21 protein-coding genes and 1 tRNA gene are annotated in these 15,501 nt (G+C 72.3%); 7 read left to right on the top strand and 15 right to left on the bottom strand.

What is annotated here, in order from left to right; all coding sequences use genetic code 11:
- Positions 1–28: 28 nt before the first annotated feature.
- Positions 29–802, bottom strand: a complete 774-nt coding sequence (locus ACTWPV_RS06015) for a metallophosphoesterase (RefSeq protein ID WP_443150938.1) — start codon at positions 800–802, stop codon at positions 29–31.
- A 98-nt stretch (positions 803–900) separates the two neighbouring features.
- Here ACTWPV_RS06015 and ACTWPV_RS06010 point away from each other — a divergent pair, with 98 nt between their 5' ends.
- A complete protein-coding gene (locus tag ACTWPV_RS06010; RefSeq protein WP_347650283.1) occupies positions 901–1,107 on the top strand; it encodes a DUF4236 domain-containing protein in 207 nt (68 codons plus the stop codon).
- Between the two features lie 201 nt (positions 1,108–1,308).
- On the opposite strand, the gene ACTWPV_RS06005 is transcribed toward ACTWPV_RS06010, so the two are convergent.
- The 4 genes from ACTWPV_RS06005 to ACTWPV_RS05990 all read right to left on the bottom strand — a co-directional run bounded on the left by ACTWPV_RS06005 (position 1,309) and on the right by ACTWPV_RS05990 (position 3,305).
- Positions 1,309–1,458, bottom strand: a complete 150-nt coding sequence (locus ACTWPV_RS06005) for a hypothetical protein (protein ID WP_443150937.1) — start codon at positions 1,456–1,458, stop codon at positions 1,309–1,311.
- 257 nt (positions 1,459–1,715) lie between these two features.
- Positions 1,716–2,546 (bottom strand): maleylpyruvate isomerase family mycothiol-dependent enzyme, encoded by an 831-nt coding sequence (locus tag ACTWPV_RS06000; RefSeq protein WP_443150936.1) that lies wholly within the window; start codon positions 2,544–2,546, stop codon positions 1,716–1,718.
- A 29-nt stretch (positions 2,547–2,575) separates the two neighbouring features.
- Positions 2,576–3,010, bottom strand: a complete 435-nt coding sequence (locus tag ACTWPV_RS05995; RefSeq protein WP_347650280.1) for a GNAT family N-acetyltransferase — start codon at positions 3,008–3,010, stop codon at positions 2,576–2,578.
- Positions 3,011–3,232: 222 nt separating this feature from the next.
- Positions 3,233–3,305: transfer RNA gene (locus tag ACTWPV_RS05990), tRNA-Ala, on the bottom strand.
- A gap of 75 nt (positions 3,306–3,380) precedes the next feature.
- Between ACTWPV_RS05990 and ACTWPV_RS05985 the strand changes: the two genes are divergently transcribed.
- Positions 3,381–4,286: an RNA polymerase sigma-70 factor gene (locus ACTWPV_RS05985; protein WP_443150935.1), complete on the top strand. Its 906-nt coding sequence runs from the start codon at positions 3,381–3,383 to the stop codon at positions 4,284–4,286.
- Between the two features lie 4 nt (positions 4,287–4,290).
- Here the strand turns inward: ACTWPV_RS05985 and ACTWPV_RS05980 are convergent, their stop codons facing one another.
- From ACTWPV_RS05980 to ACTWPV_RS05945, 8 genes are all read right to left on the bottom strand, one after another.
- Entirely contained in the window at positions 4,291–4,821 is a 531-nt protein-coding gene (locus tag ACTWPV_RS05980) for a Clp protease N-terminal domain-containing protein (protein ID WP_443150934.1), read from the bottom strand.
- A gap of 3 nt (positions 4,822–4,824) precedes the next feature.
- The gene (locus ACTWPV_RS05975; RefSeq protein WP_347650277.1) at positions 4,825–5,040 is read right to left on the bottom strand and encodes a helix-turn-helix domain-containing protein; all 216 of its coding nucleotides are present in this window, start codon (positions 5,038–5,040) and stop codon (positions 4,825–4,827) included.
- A gap of 68 nt (positions 5,041–5,108) precedes the next feature.
- Positions 5,109–5,930, bottom strand: coding sequence for a metal-dependent hydrolase (locus ACTWPV_RS05970; RefSeq protein ID WP_443150933.1), 822 nt, complete (start codon positions 5,928–5,930; stop codon positions 5,109–5,111).
- Entirely contained in the window at positions 5,927–7,159 is a 1,233-nt protein-coding gene (locus tag ACTWPV_RS05965; RefSeq protein ID WP_443150932.1) for a CynX/NimT family MFS transporter, read from the bottom strand. The genes ACTWPV_RS05970 and ACTWPV_RS05965 overlap by 4 nt, the downstream gene beginning before the upstream one ends.
- A 139-nt stretch (positions 7,160–7,298) precedes the next feature.
- Positions 7,299–7,805 (bottom strand): SRPBCC family protein, encoded by a 507-nt coding sequence (locus ACTWPV_RS05960; RefSeq protein WP_443150931.1) that lies wholly within the window; start codon positions 7,803–7,805, stop codon positions 7,299–7,301.
- Positions 7,806–7,835: 30 nt separating this feature from the next.
- Positions 7,836–8,213 (bottom strand): hypothetical protein, encoded by a 378-nt coding sequence (locus ACTWPV_RS05955; RefSeq protein ID WP_443150930.1) that lies wholly within the window; start codon positions 8,211–8,213, stop codon positions 7,836–7,838.
- A complete protein-coding gene (locus tag ACTWPV_RS05950) occupies positions 8,210–8,572 on the bottom strand; it encodes a hypothetical protein (protein WP_347650272.1) in 363 nt (120 codons plus the stop codon). The genes ACTWPV_RS05955 and ACTWPV_RS05950 overlap by 4 nt, the downstream gene beginning before the upstream one ends.
- Positions 8,573–8,583: 11 nt before the next feature.
- The gene (locus ACTWPV_RS05945) at positions 8,584–9,273 is read right to left on the bottom strand and encodes a TetR/AcrR family transcriptional regulator C-terminal domain-containing protein (protein ID WP_443150929.1); all 690 of its coding nucleotides are present in this window, start codon (positions 9,271–9,273) and stop codon (positions 8,584–8,586) included.
- A 44-nt stretch (positions 9,274–9,317) separates the two neighbouring features.
- Between ACTWPV_RS05945 and ACTWPV_RS05940 the strand changes: the two genes are divergently transcribed.
- Entirely contained in the window at positions 9,318–10,676 is a 1,359-nt protein-coding gene (locus ACTWPV_RS05940; RefSeq protein WP_443150928.1) for a DHA2 family efflux MFS transporter permease subunit, read from the top strand.
- Positions 10,646–11,140, top strand: a complete 495-nt coding sequence (locus ACTWPV_RS05935) for a DUF523 domain-containing protein (RefSeq protein ID WP_443150927.1) — start codon at positions 10,646–10,648, stop codon at positions 11,138–11,140. The genes ACTWPV_RS05940 and ACTWPV_RS05935 overlap by 31 nt, the downstream gene beginning before the upstream one ends.
- Here ACTWPV_RS05935 and ACTWPV_RS05930 read toward each other — a convergent pair.
- Together ACTWPV_RS05930 and ACTWPV_RS05925 are read right to left on the bottom strand one after the other, a co-directional pair.
- Positions 11,116–11,493, bottom strand: coding sequence for a hypothetical protein (locus ACTWPV_RS05930; protein WP_443150926.1), 378 nt, complete (start codon positions 11,491–11,493; stop codon positions 11,116–11,118). The genes ACTWPV_RS05935 and ACTWPV_RS05930 overlap by 25 nt on opposite strands.
- Before the next feature lie 41 nt (positions 11,494–11,534).
- Positions 11,535–12,131, bottom strand: coding sequence for a TetR/AcrR family transcriptional regulator (locus ACTWPV_RS05925; RefSeq protein WP_443150925.1), 597 nt, complete (start codon positions 12,129–12,131; stop codon positions 11,535–11,537).
- Positions 12,132–12,267: 136 nt separating this feature from the next.
- On the opposite strand from ACTWPV_RS05925, the gene ACTWPV_RS05920 reads away from it, so the two are divergent.
- The 3 genes from ACTWPV_RS05920 (at position 12,268) to ACTWPV_RS05910 (ending at position 15,400) form a co-directional block, all read left to right on the top strand.
- On the top strand, positions 12,268–12,951 hold the full coding sequence (locus ACTWPV_RS05920) for a GAP family protein (protein WP_443150924.1): 684 nt from the start codon (positions 12,268–12,270) through the stop codon (positions 12,949–12,951).
- A 164-nt stretch (positions 12,952–13,115) separates the two neighbouring features.
- Positions 13,116–14,951, top strand: coding sequence for a Na+/H+ antiporter NhaA (gene nhaA, locus ACTWPV_RS05915; RefSeq protein WP_443150923.1), 1,836 nt, complete (start codon positions 13,116–13,118; stop codon positions 14,949–14,951).
- On the top strand, positions 14,951–15,400 hold the full coding sequence (locus tag ACTWPV_RS05910; protein WP_443150922.1) for a hypothetical protein: 450 nt from the start codon (positions 14,951–14,953) through the stop codon (positions 15,398–15,400). The genes nhaA and ACTWPV_RS05910 overlap by 1 nt, the downstream gene beginning before the upstream one ends.
- The last annotated feature ends 101 nt before the right edge of the window (positions 15,401–15,501 follow it).

Genomic DNA, 15,501 nt, shown 5'->3' with positions numbered 1-15,501 from the left:
CACCCCTGACGTGACCCGCGCGGTGCGGCTAGGGGACGAGGCGGTAGTGGGTGGTCATCCGGCCCTCGCCGTCGAGCACGTGGAACGCGAGCGCCGGCGGCAGGTCGTAGTCGATGCAGGTGTCGAACGTCGTGCCGCCCTCCCACGGAAGCCGCACCGTGGACACGACCCCGGGAGCGACCAGCAGCGGGCGTCCGGCGAACGTGGTGGCGGCCGGCATGTGCGCATGGCCGACCAGCACGGCCGGCACGTCCGCACGGCCGGTGAGCACCTCCTCCAGCCGCTCCGGCCGGTGCAGCCTGATCCCGTCCAGCGGCGGGCTCTGCAGCGTCACCGGCGGATGGTGGAAGGCCACGAACACCGGGCGGTCGGCGCCGTCCAGCACTCCTTCGAGCCAGGCGATCGTCTCGTCCTCCAGCCGCCCGGCGTTCTCGCCGGGGATGGACGAGTCGCACATGGCGTAGATCGCGCGGCCCGTGCGGAGCACCTGGTTGACGGGCCCAGGCCGGGATCCGTCGCCGGCGCGGACCATTGGGTGCCGCTCACCGAGCAGGACCCGGCGGAACTCCCCCCGCACGTCGTGATTGCCGGGCCCGGCCAGTACGGGGTGACGCGAGGTGAGCACCTTCCCGGCCTGCTCGTACTCCTCGGCCAGCCCGTGATCGGCGATGTCGCCGGTCACCAGCACCGCGTCGAGGTCGTACGGCAGCGCGTCCAGGTAGCGCATCACCCTGTCGGCGCGCGCGACGGCGTCGGGGGTGGCGCCGATGTGGATGTCGCTCAGGTGGGCGATCACGATCATGAGCGCGGATCCTTACGATGGTCACGGCCCGGCGGGAGGAACCCCGCGCGCGGCCCGGTCGTTCTTCCGGATGAGCGTACGAAGCAGGAGGAGGGGCATTGGGCTGGCACTACAGAAAGTCGATCAAGGTGGGGCCGTTCCGGATCAACCTGTCGCGGCACGGCGTCGGCCACAGTTTCGGCAACCGGCGTTTCCGGGTCACGACCGGCCCCGACGGCCGCCGCCACGTGTCCGTGCACCTGCCGGGCGGCTTCCACATAGGCAAGACGCTGGGGTCGCGGAGACATCACCACCGGCACTACTGAATCGTATCCCGCTCCCCCGCGCCCGGGCCGGGGTCGACGCCTCCGGCCCGAACGCCTGGCTCGCCTCACTCATGCGCGCACTCGGGCGAGGTCGTTCGCCGTAGCGCTCGACGAGATCCGCGCCGATCCTGGCCGGCTCGGCCCTGACCGGCGCCGGGCCCGCCCTCCCGGCGAGCTCTCCTCGCCCTCGCAGTGGCGCCCCTAGTGGTCACGCAGGATGGGCGCGAACCTCTCGGCGACCAGCACCGTCGCCGACGTCTGCGAGCGCCGCTGCTCCATCTCCGCGACGACCCGCTCCCACGCCCGCGCCAGCTCGAAGCCCTCCGGCCGTTCTAAGGGCAGGTCCGTCACGGTGGCGGAGACGATCCGGTCCCCCCCGGAACGTACGCTGACCCCCGCTCGGTCCCGGCCGCCACGTACCAGATGCCGTCCTTGTCCACGAGCCCTCAGGGATCGGCCAGCCGCTGCGTGCGCTCGCCGGCGCGGCGCTCGTACACCGGCCTGACGCCGCGGGCCTGCATGAGGAGCAGGGCGGCGACAAGTCGGTCGGCTCGCATGACGTGCGGTCTGAAGTGCTCAGCCGGTGCGCACTTTGACCGGGGAAGCGCTCAGGCGACGATGGCCAGCAGCGTGGCGACCGACGCGGCGAGCGCCGGGTCACCCGTCATGTCGGCGCGCTCGCGGGCCTGATCGGGGGTGACGCCCCTGGTGGCCAGGCGCCAGAAGGTGTCCTGGTCCATCGAGACGCGGGCGGCGGGCTCCGCACCGGCCTGGGACATCCTCCACCGGCCCGCGCCTCTGGTGGCGGACCACCGGCCGCCGGCGGGCCCGGTCACCTCCAGCACGACCGTGGTCCCCTCCGGGCGCTCCTCCGAGCGGAGTGTGTACGGCAGGGCCCGGGCGAAGACGTCCAGCACCGGCCCCATCAGGGCGGGCTCGTCGGCCCCGGGAGCGGAGACGGCGTCGCGCACCTGCTGCTGGTGCACCCAGAACTCGGTGTACTCGCGCCCGATGTCGAGCCACGCCGGGCTGCCGACGTCCGTGGCGGCCCAGGACACGTCCAGGTCGGCGGGCCCGCCCAGGTCGCGGGCCGCCCACAGGTCGTCGAGCTGGCCGCCGAGCCGGCCGAGCAGGTCGATCATCACCTGCGGGCTGATCTGGCGCAGCGCCTCGGCGAACTGGCCGTTGACGCGGGCCAGGTAGGCGGGCAGCGTCTCGTCGTCGGCGAAGACGGCACGGCCGTAGCCGTCGCGGCTGCCCGACAGCCGCCGCATGTAGTCGTTCAGCACGTGGGCGACGACGTCGTGGACGTCCCATCCGGGGCATACCGTCGGCCTCGACCAGTCCTCCGGCGCGAGCCCGCCGAGGAGGTCCAGCAGGGCCCGCCGCTCGCGCGGGAACAGCGGGCGTACGTCGATGGCAGGGCCGAAGATCGTCATATCGCCAACATTACGCAACCGGCGGAAAGTCAGCCTTCTCCGACTCTCAGCCCGAACGCCGACAACTTCTGCTCGTGGTGCTCGATGAGGCCGAGGCGCCGGTAGAAGGCGTGGTTGGCCACCCCTTCCGGCGTGGACTCGTGATCGGTGGTCAGCATGAAGTAGCGGCAGTGCGCGTAACGTTCCTTCAGGTGCTCCAGCAGCCGCCGCCCGATGCCCCGGCCGTGAAACTCCTTGTCGACCAGCAACTCCTGGACGTAGCAGATCATCTCGTCGTCCGACACCGTCCGCGCCAGCCCGAGAAGCCGCCCCTCCTCGTCCCTGGCGGTGATGACCAGGTGCGAGTTCGCCAGGCTCCGGCAGACTTTGGCGATGTCACGTGTCCACGGCCCCCAGCCGACCGAGTCGTAGAGTGCGAAAACCTCGGCTTCGTCGAACGACCGCTCCGGAGCGATGACCACCACTGATGAGACTCCCTGCCCTCTGGGTCAGAAAGGATATCTCCGATGGTGCGGGGACCGCGGACAGGCCCCCTGGCGACGAGGCCCGCGGGCAACCCCGGCGGCCCTGACGGCGGGGCCCGGAGGCTTCGCCGGCCGTCCCGGGCCTCGCGAACGGCGGCAGGCCTCGTCCGGAAACGGAACCGGCCCCCGTCATCAGACGAAGGCCGGAGCTGAACGATGTTGTGGAGCTATGGGGATTCGAACCCCAGACCTCCTCCATGCCATGGAGGCGCGCTACCAACTGCGCCATAGCCCCTTGCGATCACCAAGTGTATAGGAGATCCGGAGCCCTCGTGTCACACCGGGGCACTCGTGATACGTCTTAGACGTCATGTCGACGTTTGAGGAGCACAGAAGCCTGCTGGCCGGGGTCGCGTACCGGATCCTCGGCAGCGTCGCCGACGCCGAGGACGTCGTCCAGGAGGCGTGGCTGCGCTGGTCAAGGGTGGACGAGGCGGGCGTCGACGACGCCAAGGCCTATCTGGTCAGGGTGACGTCGCGGCTGGCCGTCGACCGGCTGCGGTGGGCGAAGTCGCGGCGCGAGTCGTACGTCGGGCCGTGGCTGCCCGAGCCGATCAGCACCGCCCCGGACGCCGCCGAGCACGCCGAGCTGGCCGAATCCGTGGAGATGGCGCTGCTCGTGGTTCTGGAGACGCTGTCGCCGCTCGAGCGGGCCGTGTTCGTGTTGCGGGAGGCGTTCGACCTGCCGTTCGCCGAGATCGCGGAGATCATCGCACGCAGCGAGCCGGCCACCAGGCAGCTCGCCCGGCGGGCGCGCGAGCACGTACGCGAGAAGCGGCCGCGGTTCGACGTGGACCGTGAGCAGCGCAGGCGGATGACGCAGCGGTTCGTCAGCGCCGCGGCGGAGGGAGACCTGGACACGCTGATCGCGATGTTCGCCGACGAGATCACGATGGTCACCGACGGCGGCGGCAAGGCCAGGGCCGCGCTGCGGACCATCACGGGGGCGGAGAACGTCGGCCGCTTCCTGCTGTCGATCAGCCGCCCCGTGAACTTCGCCCGCTTCCTGGCCTCGGTAGGCGTGGCGCGGTCGGAGGGGATCTCGTTCGGCTCCGCGGTGCTGAACAACGCCCCGGCGATCGTGCTCTCGGCGGCCGGGCGGGTGGTGTCGGTCATCTCGCTGGAGGTCTCGGAGGGGAGGATCAGCACGATCTACCTCATCGCCAACCCGGACAAGATCGCTCATCTGGAGCCGGCTGGGAGCGAGGCCGGCTGACCGGTCAGGCGGCGCGGCGGGTGGGGATGCCCGCCTCCCGTACGAGCGCCGGCAGGTCCACGCCCGCGCCCGCGAGGATCGCGGCGGCGCCGTTGGCGGGGTCGGCGAGCAGGCCCCACAGCAGCCGCTCCCCCGTGACCGGCCCCGGCCGCCACGCCGCCACCTCGATGACCTTCCTGGCGTGCATGGCCAGCGGGAGCTGCCCGAGCGGCCCGTACAGGGTGACGCGCAGCGGGCGGACCCGCGAGCGGCGCAGGCTCCACAGGCCGGGTTCGTCCGTGCCCGCCCTGGTGCGGCGGTGCACCGCGTCGAGGTCGATGCCGATCGTGGCCAGCAGCGCCCGCGGGTCGCCCGCGCCGACGCGCTCGCGCACGTCGGCGGCGCGGGCGGTGAACGACGCGAGCGCGAACGGGCGTACCTCGGCCAGTCCCAGCAGCAGCTGGTCGGCGCCGAGCGTGGGCCGCCCGGCGTCGAGCGCGAGGATCCCCGCCCGCACCACGGCCCTGCGCGCGTCTTCGGTGAACCTGGCGAACACGTCTTACCTCCTCGTCCTGCGGGCGTGCTTGCGGTGGACGGTCTGCCGCCGCACTCCCAGCGCGTCGGCGATCCGCTCCCAGGACCAACCTTGGGCGCGGGCGCTGGAGACGTGCGCCGCCTCCAGTTCCTCCAGCAGGGCCCTGAGAGCGGCCACCGCCGCCAGCCCCACTTCGGGGTCGCGGCCGGCGGCCCTTCCGGCCACTTCGGTGACGTCCATGGCGTCAGCATATGCTGACAAGCGCCCGCGTGTCAGCATATGCTGACGACGCATCGGTGTGGGCCTGGCTAGGCGCAGGTGGTGCGCATGGTCAGGGCCGCCTCTTCCAGCGTGAACGCGACCTCGACCCGCCCCAGCTCCGCCGTGGTGCTCACGTGCGTGCCGCCGCACGGGATGGACGCCTCGCCCTCAGGCAGCGAGCACCGCCACGTGCGCCGGGCCGTCAGCTCCGGCCCCGGCACGTCGACGGCGACCGGCGCCCCGGCCTCCACCCAGGCGGCGAGCTGCTCGTTCACGCGCCAGGTGAGCTGCGCCAGGTCCAGCCCTTCCGCGGAGAAACCCTTCTTCCGCAACGACTTGCCCAGACGGTAGACGTCCACGCTGCCGCGGGGCACGATCCGCGACGAGGCGATCGCCGCCTGGTCGAAGTCGGGCCGCCCGAGGCCGTCGAGCGCCGGCTCCTTACGCCAGCGGTCGGCCAGCACCGCGTTGAGGGCGAGCGCGGCCAGGTGGCAGGCGGTGTGGCCGGCCGAGAGCCCCGCACGGAAGCCGGCGTCCACCTCCAGCTCCACCTCGGCCCCCACGGGCAACGGCGACTCGGTGAGGTGCAGGACCAGCCACTCCCACCCCTCGGCGCCGCGCCGCACCGGGATGTCCTCGCCGGCGAACACCTCACCGGTGCTCGACTGGGCCCCTGTCACGCAGTCGAGAACCGGCAGGCCCGCGAGCGTGCCCCGGTCGGCGGGCTGGTCGGGCCAGGCGTGGTCGAGGGGGTGGAAGGGCGTCTCGACGACGACCAGGCCGTGCCGGTCCCCCACCGGCACGGCCCCCTCGATCGTCGAACGGCCGCTGACCCGGCCGGACGGGAAGGTGACGACAGTGGATCTCATCCGCCGATCTTCCCAGCCGTGGCGGGCGGCCGCTCGTCCTCCAGGTAGCGGTCGCGGCCCGCGTACAGGCCGGTGCAGAGCTGCGCCACGAGAACCAGGAAGATCATCGTGTACGGCAGCGCCCACCCGCCGGTGGCCTCGCGCAGCACGCCGACCAGCAGCGGTCCCGCACCCGAGATGAGGTAGCCGGCGCTCTGCCCGAAGGCCGACAACCCGGCCGTGGCCTCCGGCGTGCGGGTGCGCAGCGCCAGCATCATCAGCGCCAGCGGGAACGAGCCCATGCCCACGGCCACCAGCACGATCCAGGCCGGCGCCATGGACGCGGGCCCGAACCACAACCCGAGGAACCCCGCCGCGTAGAACGCCACGAGCCCCACCACGACGGGTCGCTGGTCGCGGAAGCGGGAGGCGACCATGGGCGTGGCGATGGAGACCGGGATGTTCAGCGCGGTGAACACCCCCAGGATCAGCCCGGCCTGCGACGTGGTGTAGCCGCCGTCGACGAGGATGGTGGGAAGCCAGCCGAACATGATGTACGCGATCATCGCCTGGGTGCCGAAATAGATCGCCACCGTCCACGCCAGCCGGCTCCTGACCATCCGGCGGATGCCCGCGTCCCCGGCGCCCGCGTCCCGCTCCGGTTCGCTGCGCAGCAGCGCGAGCCATGGAACAGCGGCCACGGCGGCCAGGGCCGCCCACACGCCGAGCGCGATGTGCCAGTCGCCTGACGCGCGTTCGATCGGCACGGTCGCGGCGGCGGCGAGCATGGTGCCGGCGGCCAGGGCCGTGGTGTAGACGGTGGTCATGATCCCGGTGCGGGCCGGGAAGTGCCGCTTGATCAGCGTCGGGATGAGCACGTTGCCGACGGCTCCGCCGGACAGCGCGACCGCGCTGCTCAGCAGGAATATCTCGGCGGAGCCCACCATTGACCTGATGAGCATGCCCACGCCGAGCGTGACGAGGGCGAGCAGCAGCAACCGGTGCTCGCCCACGCGCCTGGCGAGCGTGGGGGTGATCGCGCCGACGCTGGCGAAGGCCAGCACGGGCAGCGTCGTGAGCACGCCGGTGCCGACGCTCGTCATGCCGAGCGCGCCGGCGAGCTGGTCGAGCAGCGGCCCCACGCTGGTGACGGCGGTGCGCAGGTTGAGCGCGGCGAGCACGATCCCCAGCACGAGGAGCCACGCGAGAGGGCTGGTACGGCCTCTGGACTCCCGGGCGAGCACGCTCATACGCCGGAGGTCCTCCGTTCATCAAATCATGGGACGAATAATCAGCCTAACAGGAGTTAAAGGCCGCTTTATTCCTGACCCATGACAAGCCCCCGAGCCTCGCGGGGCCCGGGGGCGATGCCGGTGGACGATGCTCCGGTCAGAGAAGGGGACGCGGCGGCCCCTCGGGGGGCTGGCCGTGCGGCGGCACCGGCCCGGGAGGCGGGAGCGTGCCCCCGGGAGGCGCCCCGCCGCCGCCGACAGTGCCGGGCGGCACGGACTGCTCCCCGCCGTACGTCGAGCCGCGCTGGTGCGGCCCCGGCACGTCGCCGCGCCAGCCGCCCGTCTCGCGGCCTCGCGACTCGATGAACTCCTTGAAGCGGTTGAGGTCGTTCGTGACGCGCATGCGGACGATCTGCAGCCAGTCGCCGGCGGTCTCGACGAGGCCCTCGGGGTCGTACTCCATCTGGAGCGTGACCTTGGTCCTCGCGTCGTCGACGCGGTGGAAGGTCACCACGCCCGCCTGGTGCGGCTTGTCGACCGAGCGCCAGGCGACGCGCTCGTCGGGGTGCTGCTCGGTGATCTCGGCCTCGAACTCGCGCCTGACCCCGGCGATCTCCACCACCCACGCCGTGCGCGTGTCGCCGATCTGCTTGACCGACTCCACGCCCTGGCGATAACGCCGCCGGGGCCGCCGTCACCGACGGCGCAGCAGCCAGTAGAGGCCCACCAGCGGCAACACGAGCGGGATGAACAGGTAACCCCGGCCGTACGCCGACCAGACCGTCTCGTCGGGGAACGCCGACGGATCCACCAGGCTGGCGGTGCCGATGATCAGCACGCCGGCCAGCTCGATGCCGAGCGCGGCCAGCGCCAGGCCGCGCGCTCCCCGCGCGAGCGCCACGGTGAGCACGATGTAGACGAGCGCCGCGAAGGCCGACAGCGAGTAGGCCAGCGGCGCCTCGGAGAACCGGCCGGCGATCTGCACGGCCGCCCGCGCGCCCGCGGCCAGCGAGAACAGCCCGTAGACGGCGATCAGGGCGCGCCCGGGCCCGGAGCCGACGGTGGCGCTCACGCCACGCCCTGCCAGATCTGCAGCAGCCGCCCGTTCATCACCGCGATCGCGAACCCGGCCACGACCAGGATGGCCGGCCCCCACCTGCTCCGCTCGGCCAGCGCCAGGAACACCCCGGCGGGCGGGATCAGCACCCCGCCGCCGATGTAGCCGAACAGCGTCACCTTGTCGCCGGGCCCCGCTCCGCCGGCCACCGCCGCGATCACGAGGCCGGCCTGGACGAGCAGGGCCACCTCGAGCAGGGCGAACCCGGACAGCAGCACCATGCCCATCGGCCGGTTGCGGATCGCGACGACCAGGCTCACGAGCATGAGCAGCAGGGAGCCGGCGATGACGATCGTGGAGACGACGGTGTTCATCGCAGGTAAGGCTATCGCCCGTGCAGGCCGGCCTCGATTCCGTCCAGCACCCAGGAGAGCCCGCGCTCGAAGTTGTCGTCGTCGCCCCGCACGCCCTCCTCGATCATCGGCGCCAGCCGGGGGAACTCGCCGCCGTCGATCAGCTCCCTGATGTACGGCTCGGCGGCGGCGGCCCGCTCGGCGTCGTTGATGCCCTGCCGCCTGGGCGCGCGGCGGTCGGTCGCCTCCCTGATCACGAACCCGGTCATGTAGTCGGCGAACGCGGCCAGGATCCGCCAGGCCGTCAGCCGGTCGATCCCGAGCCCGTCGAACACGGACAACTTCTGCTCCACGTGACGCAGCCCGTTGGGCCCGACCTCGATCCGCTGCGAGATCAGCTCGACCCGCCACGGATGGCGCAACACCATCTCGCGCTCGCGCCGGGCGAGCAGCAGCAGCGCCTCCCGCCAGTCGTCCGGCAGCGGCTCGTCGACGAGGACCTCGGCGGCGATCGCGTCGTGCATCAGCGCGAGCAGGTCCTCCTTGCGCTCGATGTACGAGTAGAGCGTCATGGCGCGCGCGCCGAGCTCGGCGGCGACGCGCCGGATGGAGACCGCGGCCAGCCCTTCCGCGTCGGCGATCGCGACGGCGGCGGTCACGATCGCCTCCCTGCTCAGCGCGGGACGGCGGGGCGGCTCGGGGCGGGACCAGAGGGAACTCACAAGCCTGATTCTAGACACCGTACGGAATTGATACGCTGTACGGCATGCGATACGCCGTACGAAACCCCCTCCGCGCCACCGGCCTGGTCGTGCTCATGGGCGTCATCATGACGATGCTCGACACCACGATCGTCAACGTCGCGCTCGGCGCCCTGGCCCGCGACTTCCACACGACGCTCGCCACCATGCAGTGGGCGGTCACCGGCTACCTGCTGGCGTTGTCGATGACGGTCCCCGTCACCGGCTGGGCGGTCGGCAGGTTCGGCGGCAGGAACGTCTGGCTGCTCTCGCTCGTGCTGTTCGTGACGGGATCCGCGCTCAGCGCCGCCGCCTGGTCGGTCGGCAGCCTGGTCGCCTTCCGCGCGGTGCAGGGGCTGGGCGGTGGCCTGCTCCTGCCGGTGGGCCAGGCGCTGCTGGCCCAGGCGGCCGGGCGGGAGCGGATGGGCCGCGCGATGGCCATGATCTCGGTCCCGGCGATGCTCGCGCCCGTGCTGGGGCCGCCGCTCGGCGGAGTGATCGTGGAGGGTCTCGGCTGGCGCTGGCTGTTCCTGATCAACGTGCCGGTCTGCGCGGTCGCGCTGGTGGCCGCGTACGTGCTGCTGCCCCGCGAGCCGGGCGCGAGCCCGCGCAGCCTCGACGTGGTGGGCCTCGCACTGCTCTCGCCGGGCCTGGCCGCACTGGTCCACGGGCTGTCCGAGGTGGGCAACGGCTCGTCGCCCGCGCACCCCGCGCTCTGGATCGGCGTGGCGCTGGTCGCCGCGTTCGTGCTGCGCTCGCTGCGGGCCTCAGGGGCGCTGCTGGACCTGCGGCTGCTCGCCGACCGATCGTTCGCCGCGGCGGTGTGCGCGCTGGTGTGCTACTCGGCGGCCCTGTTCGGCTTCACCGTGCTCGTACCCCTCCACAGCCAGCTCGCCGAGGGCGGCAGCGCCCTGCAGGCGGGCCTGCTGCTGGCTCCGATGGGCGTCGGCGCGGCGCTCACGATGCCGCTGGCGGGCAAGCTCACCGACAGCCGGGGTCCGCGTGGAGCGGGCGCCGCGGGCGTCGTCGTGGCGGTGACGGGCATCATGGCGTTCGTCCTGCTCGACGCGGGCCCGGTGGCGATGTTCTGGCTGGGGCTCGGGCACGGGCTGGTGTCCACGTCGGTGATGGCCGCCGCGTTCAGGACGCTGGAGCAGGCCGCCATCCCGGCCGCGACCACGCTCAGCACGATCGCGGTACGCCTCGCCGCGCCGTTCGGCGTCGCGGTGCTCACCGTGGTGCTGCAGTCGTCCACCAGGGGCGGCACGGCCCAGCCGTTCGCGCACGCGTTCTGGGTGACCACCGCGCTGGCCGCCGTCTCGCTGGTGCCGATCGCGCTCATAGGATCGAAGTCGTGGAAAGAATCCTCGTCAGCGCCTGCCTGATGGGGCGCAGGGTGCGCTACGACGGCGGCGCGAAGACCAGCTCCGACGCCTTGCTCGCAACATGGCGGGCGGAGGGGCGGCTGGTGCCGTTCTGCCCAGAGGTCGAGGGCGGGCTGCCGGTCCCGCGCCCGGCCGCCGAGATCGAGGGCGGCGCGGGCGGCGCGGCCGTGCTCTCGAGCGCCGCGCGCGTGCTGGCGGCCGACGGCTCCGACGTGACGGCCGCGTTCCTGTCAGGCGCGCGGTCGGCGCTCGCGCTGGCGCGCTCGTCCCGGATCCGGATGGCGGTGCTCAAGGAAGGCAGCCCCTCGTGCGGCGGGCTGTCCGTCTACGACGGCACCTTCGAGGGGCGCCGCACGCCGGGTCAGGGCGTCACGACGGCGTTGCTCGAGCTCGACGGCATCCGCGTGTTCGGCGAGGACCGGCTCGACGAGGCCGCCGCCTACCTGCGCACGCTGGAGAAGTAAAAGGCTCCGGCGAGGCCCGCGGCGAGCACGGCCGCCATCGAGCCGTGATACCACGTGAGCAGCGCCGAGCCGGCCCCGCCGAGCGCCGTGGCCAGGATGCCCAGCACCACCCCGCCCAGCGCCGCCGCGTGACTGTAGATCAGCCCGTTCCAGGCCCAGGCGCGCCCGGCCAGCGCGCCGCGGGCGCCGGCGAGCACGGCGGCCACGCACAGCGTCTCGACGACCGCGGCCGGGATGATCACGGGCTCGCCCATCAGGCCGGGCACGACACCCCAGTGCGGCAGCGCGAACGACAGGAAGACCAGCGCGTAGCAGGCGGACAGCCAGCCCAGCGCCCTGCGGAGAGCGTCCATGCGGTCCACGCTCGCACCGGTCGCACGCCGTGTCGTCGTCCCTAAGGAGACGGCTCGGATACGCCGCCGGAGGTAGGGAGCAGCCGTCTCACCAGGCGGATCACCTCGTCGATCGTCAACCTGGCGTCCTCGCCGCTCTCGCACGCGGCCACCTCGCGGCCCGCTTCGCCCATCATGGTCGTGAGCAGCACGACGAGTACGTGGCTCTCGCGCGTGTCCGCCAGGCCGAGCAGGCGCTTGTTGCCGCCGATCCAGTCGCGGCCGCGCTGCCGGCGCAGCGTGACGAACTCGGCGGGGCCGTCGTTCTCCAGGAACAACCTGGCCACCTCGCGGTGCTCCCACGAGCCTTCCAGGTAGGCGCGGGCGCCGGCGAGGAACCGTTCGGCGGCGCCGTCCGCGGCCCTGGCCGCCTTGGAGGTGCGCTCCTCCTGCCCGCGCACGAACTGCTCCCACAACGCCAGGAACAGGCCGGGCTTGCCGCCGAAGTGGTGGTAGAGGCTGCCGACGCTGATGCCGGACGCCTCGACGATGTCGGCGACGGTCGCCTCGGCGTACCCCTTGGCCAGGAAGACCTCGCGGGCGGCGCGCAGCAGCGTGTCGCGGGTGCCGCTCGACCGGCCCCACCGTCGGCTCTTCATCGGATCTCCTTCGCCGGTGCCGGGCGGTAGCGACGGCCCACAGTACCGCCGGGCGGGCGGGTGAGCAGAAGGATGTACGCCGGCTTCGCTCCGTCGGAGGAGGCGGCGCCCGGCCGCGCCCGCGAGGATCGACGATATGACGATCGGCCTGCTGCTCACCCTCGCCGCCCTCGCGGTCGTCGACAGCACCAGCTTCGGCACCCTCGGCATCCCCGTCTACCTGCTGCTGTCCTCGGGCAGGTCGCGGGTGTCGGGGCTGCTGATCTATCTGGCCACCGTGGCGGGCTTCTATTTCCTGGTGGGGGTCGCGCTCATGCTGGGGTTGTCCACGGCGATGGACGCCTTCGGCGACGTGCTGCGCAGCGGCCCCGCCTCCTGGGTGCAGCTCGCGCTGGGCGCCGGCTTGTTCGCGCTCAGCTTCAGGTTCGACCCGAAGCGGCGCGCGAGGCTCGGCAAGCCGGAGCGCCGGTTCGAGCCGCGGGTGGGCGGGCCGCGCACGATGGTGTTGCTGGGGCTGACGGCCGGAGTGCTCGAGTTGGCCACGATGGTGCCGTACCTTGCCGCGATCGGCGTCATGACGACCTCCGGGCTGGCGGCCGGGCAGTGGGTGCCGCTGCTGGCGGCGTACGTGGGGGTGATGATCGCGCCACCGCTGGCGCTCATGGGCCTGCGCGGCGTCGCGGGTGCGTGGCTGGAGCCGAAGCTGGAGCGGCTGCGCGCGTGGCTGGCCAGGCATGCGGCCTCGGCCCTGAGCTGGGGGCTGGCGATCGTCGGGTTCCTGCTGGCGCGGGACGCGGCGGTGGTCCTGTTCTTCCGGTGAGCGCGGCCGCGTGGGCCCCGCGGCCCAGTCGGACGGCCCAGTCGGATGGCCCGCCGGACAGCCCGCCGATCCGCCGCACGGCCCGCCGGCAGGGTCCGGGGCCGGGCAGCTCGAAGGCGGTTTTCCAGGCACCTTTAGGATCGGACACCTGGAGGTGAACTGTCATGTTGCGGGCGTTTCTGAGGACGGAAGCGGGCAGCACGACCGTGCTGCTCGCCGCCACCGTGCTCGCCCTGCTGTGGGCGAACTCGCCGTGGGGCGACACGTACGAGGCCTTCTGGCACATACCGACAGGCATCTCCTTCGATGACGCGCTGTTCTCCCTCGACCTGCGGCACTGGGTCAACGACGGCCTGATGGCGGTCTTCTTCTTCCTCATCGGCCTCGAGGTGTCGTACGAAGTGCGGCTCGGGCAGCTGCGCGACCGCCGGCTGCTCGCCGTGCCGGCCGTGGCGGCGCTGGGCGGCATCCTCGTCCCGGCCGGGATCTACCTTTTGCTGAACTTCGGCGGGCCAGGAGCCGTCGGCTGGGGCGTGCCGATCGCCACCGACACCGCGTTCGTGCTGGGCGTGCTCGCCGTCGTGGGGGCCCGCTGCCCCGATCCGCTCCGGGCGTTCCTGATGACGCTGGCCATCGTGGACGACGTGCTGGCGATCCTGGTCATCGCGCTGTTCTACACGGACAGCCTGTCCGTTCCCGCGCTCCTCACCGCGTTCGGGCTGCTCGCCGCCATCCTGACCCTGCGCAAGCTGAAGATCTGGCGGGCTCCCGCGTACATCGTGCTGGGCTTCGGGCTCTGGGTGGCCACGCTGGAGAGCGGGATCCATCCCACGCTGGTCGGCATCGCGCTCGGCGTCCTGGTCTTCGTCTACGCGCCGACCGACCAGAAGCTGCTGCTCGCCGGCGAGGCCGTGCACTCGTTCACCAGCTCGCCGAGCGCGCAGGCCGCCAGGGAGGCCACGGTGCGGGTGCAGCGGGCCGTCTCCGTCAACGAGCGGCTGCGGCTGCGGTTGCAGCCGTGGAGCTCGTACGTGATCGTGCCGGTGTTCGCGCTGGCCAACGCCGGGGTGGTCCTGGACGGCGAGGCCCTGCGGGCCGCCGTCACCTCGCCCGTGTCGATCGGTGTGGCGCTGGGGCTGCTGCTGGGCAAGTTCGTCGGCATCTCGCTGGGCACGTGGGTGCCGCTGCGGTTCGGGTGGGGCAGCCTGCCGGGCAACCTGGTCTGGGGGCAGTTGTTCGGCGGCGCGGCGGTCTCCGGGATCGGTTTCACCGTCTCCCTGTTCATCGTGGACCTGGCCTTCGACGACCAGCCGGGCATCCAGTCGCAGGCGAAGATCGGGATTCTGGCGGGGTCCCTGCTGTCCGCGGCGTTGGGATGGTTGATCTTCAAGCTGGCGTGGGACCGCGGCGGGGTGTGCGCGCCGCCCGACGCGGAGCCCGAGGAGGAGTTGCCCGAGCTGCTCTCGGTGCCGGTGGGGCCCGGCGACCACGTGCGCGGGCCGGCGAAGGCCAGGGTGACGATCGTGGAGTACGGCGACTTCGAGTGCCCCTACTGCGGACGGCTCCACCCGGTGCTGGACGAGCTGCTCAGGAAGAACCCGGACGTGCGCGTGGTGTTCCGGCACTTCCCGCTACGCACGCTGCATCCGCGGGCCGCCTCCGCGGCGGTCGTGGCCGAGTCCGCGGACGACGCCGGACGGTTCTGGGAGATGCACGACATCCTCTTCGACAACCAGCGGTTCCTCACGGACGCGGACCTCGAGCACTACGCCGCCCAGATCGACGTCGAGCCCTGGACGGACGTCTCCCGCCACACCGCCAGGATCGCCATCGACGAGAGTTCGGGCCGCGACAGCGGCGTGCGCGGCACCCCCACCCTCTTCCTCAACGGCGTGCGCTATCAGGGCGCCCTGGATCTCGGCTCCATCGGCAAGGCGGTGGACGAAGCCCGCCGATCCACTACCGTCGTTGAGACCCCGCAACCCCCGGAGAAGGCCTAATGCTCAATGTGATCACGATCATCTTCCCCCTCGTCATGGTCGTCGTGCTGGTGGGCGGCGTCATCGTGACCGCCATGAACCGCCGCGCCCATGGCCGCGGCGCGACGCTGGGCATGGCGGGCTGCGCCGTGCTGCTCGTGGGGGTGCTGGTCAACGTCGTCCTCGGGTTCATCGCCACCTCGTTGTACGACGCCCTGGGCGCGGGCGGCGCCGCCATGCTCATCGGCGCCCTCGGCATGCTCTTCAACGCGACCGGCACGGGCCTGCTGATCGCGGGCGTGATCGCCCGGCGCGACCCGCAGCAGCCGCACCACCCGCAGCCCGGCCAGGCGCAGGGCTGGCAGCAGCAGCCGATCCAGCACCAGCAGCCCCATCCGCAGCAGACTTACCCCCAGCAGCCCCCGCAGCAGGGCTGGCAGCAGCCGCCCTACGGCGGCGGCCAGGGTTAGCGGCCGCCGGCCGCTCTGTCGCACGGCTTCCGTCGTGTCATGTAGACGGAATATCCCCCGGAAGTGTGACAATGTGGGCCTTACTCACAAGCGCGTGGGGG

Origin of the sequence: Nonomuraea sp. KM88 (assembly GCF_052245635.1) — a bacterium.
Lineage (GTDB): Bacteria > Actinomycetota > Actinomycetes > Streptosporangiales > Streptosporangiaceae > Nonomuraea.
The sequence above is the reverse complement of the archived record's forward strand: the minus strand, read 5'-3'. Positions and strand labels throughout refer to the sequence as shown.

What these genes read in the sequence shown, in the direction of transcription:
- ACTWPV_RS05910 (WP_443150922.1), top strand. Translation starts at nt 14,951, where the DNA reads ATGCTCAATGTGATCACGATCATCTTCCCCCTCGTCATGGTCGTCGTG.
- ACTWPV_RS05975 (WP_347650277.1), bottom strand. Translation starts at nt 5,040, where the DNA reads ATGGACGTCACCGAAGTGGCCGGAAGGGCCGCCGGCCGCGACCCCGAA.
- ACTWPV_RS06000 (WP_443150936.1), bottom strand. Translation starts at nt 2,546, where the DNA reads ATGACGATCTTCGGCCCTGCCATCGACGTACGCCCGCTGTTCCCGCGC.
- ACTWPV_RS06015 (WP_443150938.1), bottom strand. Translation starts at nt 802, where the DNA reads ATGATCGTGATCGCCCACCTGAGCGACATCCACATCGGCGCCACCCCC.
- ACTWPV_RS05940 (WP_443150928.1), top strand. Translation starts at nt 9,318, where the DNA reads ATGCGATACGCCGTACGAAACCCCCTCCGCGCCACCGGCCTGGTCGTG.
- ACTWPV_RS05985 (WP_443150935.1), top strand. Translation starts at nt 3,381, where the DNA reads ATGTCGACGTTTGAGGAGCACAGAAGCCTGCTGGCCGGGGTCGCGTAC.
- ACTWPV_RS05920 (WP_443150924.1), top strand. Translation starts at nt 12,268, where the DNA reads ATGACGATCGGCCTGCTGCTCACCCTCGCCGCCCTCGCGGTCGTCGAC.
- ACTWPV_RS05930 (WP_443150926.1), bottom strand. Translation starts at nt 11,493, where the DNA reads ATGGACGCTCTCCGCAGGGCGCTGGGCTGGCTGTCCGCCTGCTACGCG.
- nhaA (WP_443150923.1), top strand. Translation starts at nt 13,116, where the DNA reads ATGTTGCGGGCGTTTCTGAGGACGGAAGCGGGCAGCACGACCGTGCTG.
- ACTWPV_RS05950 (WP_347650272.1), bottom strand. Translation starts at nt 8,572, where the DNA reads ATGAACACCGTCGTCTCCACGATCGTCATCGCCGGCTCCCTGCTGCTC.
- ACTWPV_RS05965 (WP_443150932.1), bottom strand. Translation starts at nt 7,159, where the DNA reads ATGAGCGTGCTCGCCCGGGAGTCCAGAGGCCGTACCAGCCCTCTCGCG.
- ACTWPV_RS05925 (WP_443150925.1), bottom strand. Translation starts at nt 12,131, where the DNA reads ATGAAGAGCCGACGGTGGGGCCGGTCGAGCGGCACCCGCGACACGCTG.
- ACTWPV_RS05970 (WP_443150933.1), bottom strand. Translation starts at nt 5,930, where the DNA reads ATGAGATCCACTGTCGTCACCTTCCCGTCCGGCCGGGTCAGCGGCCGT.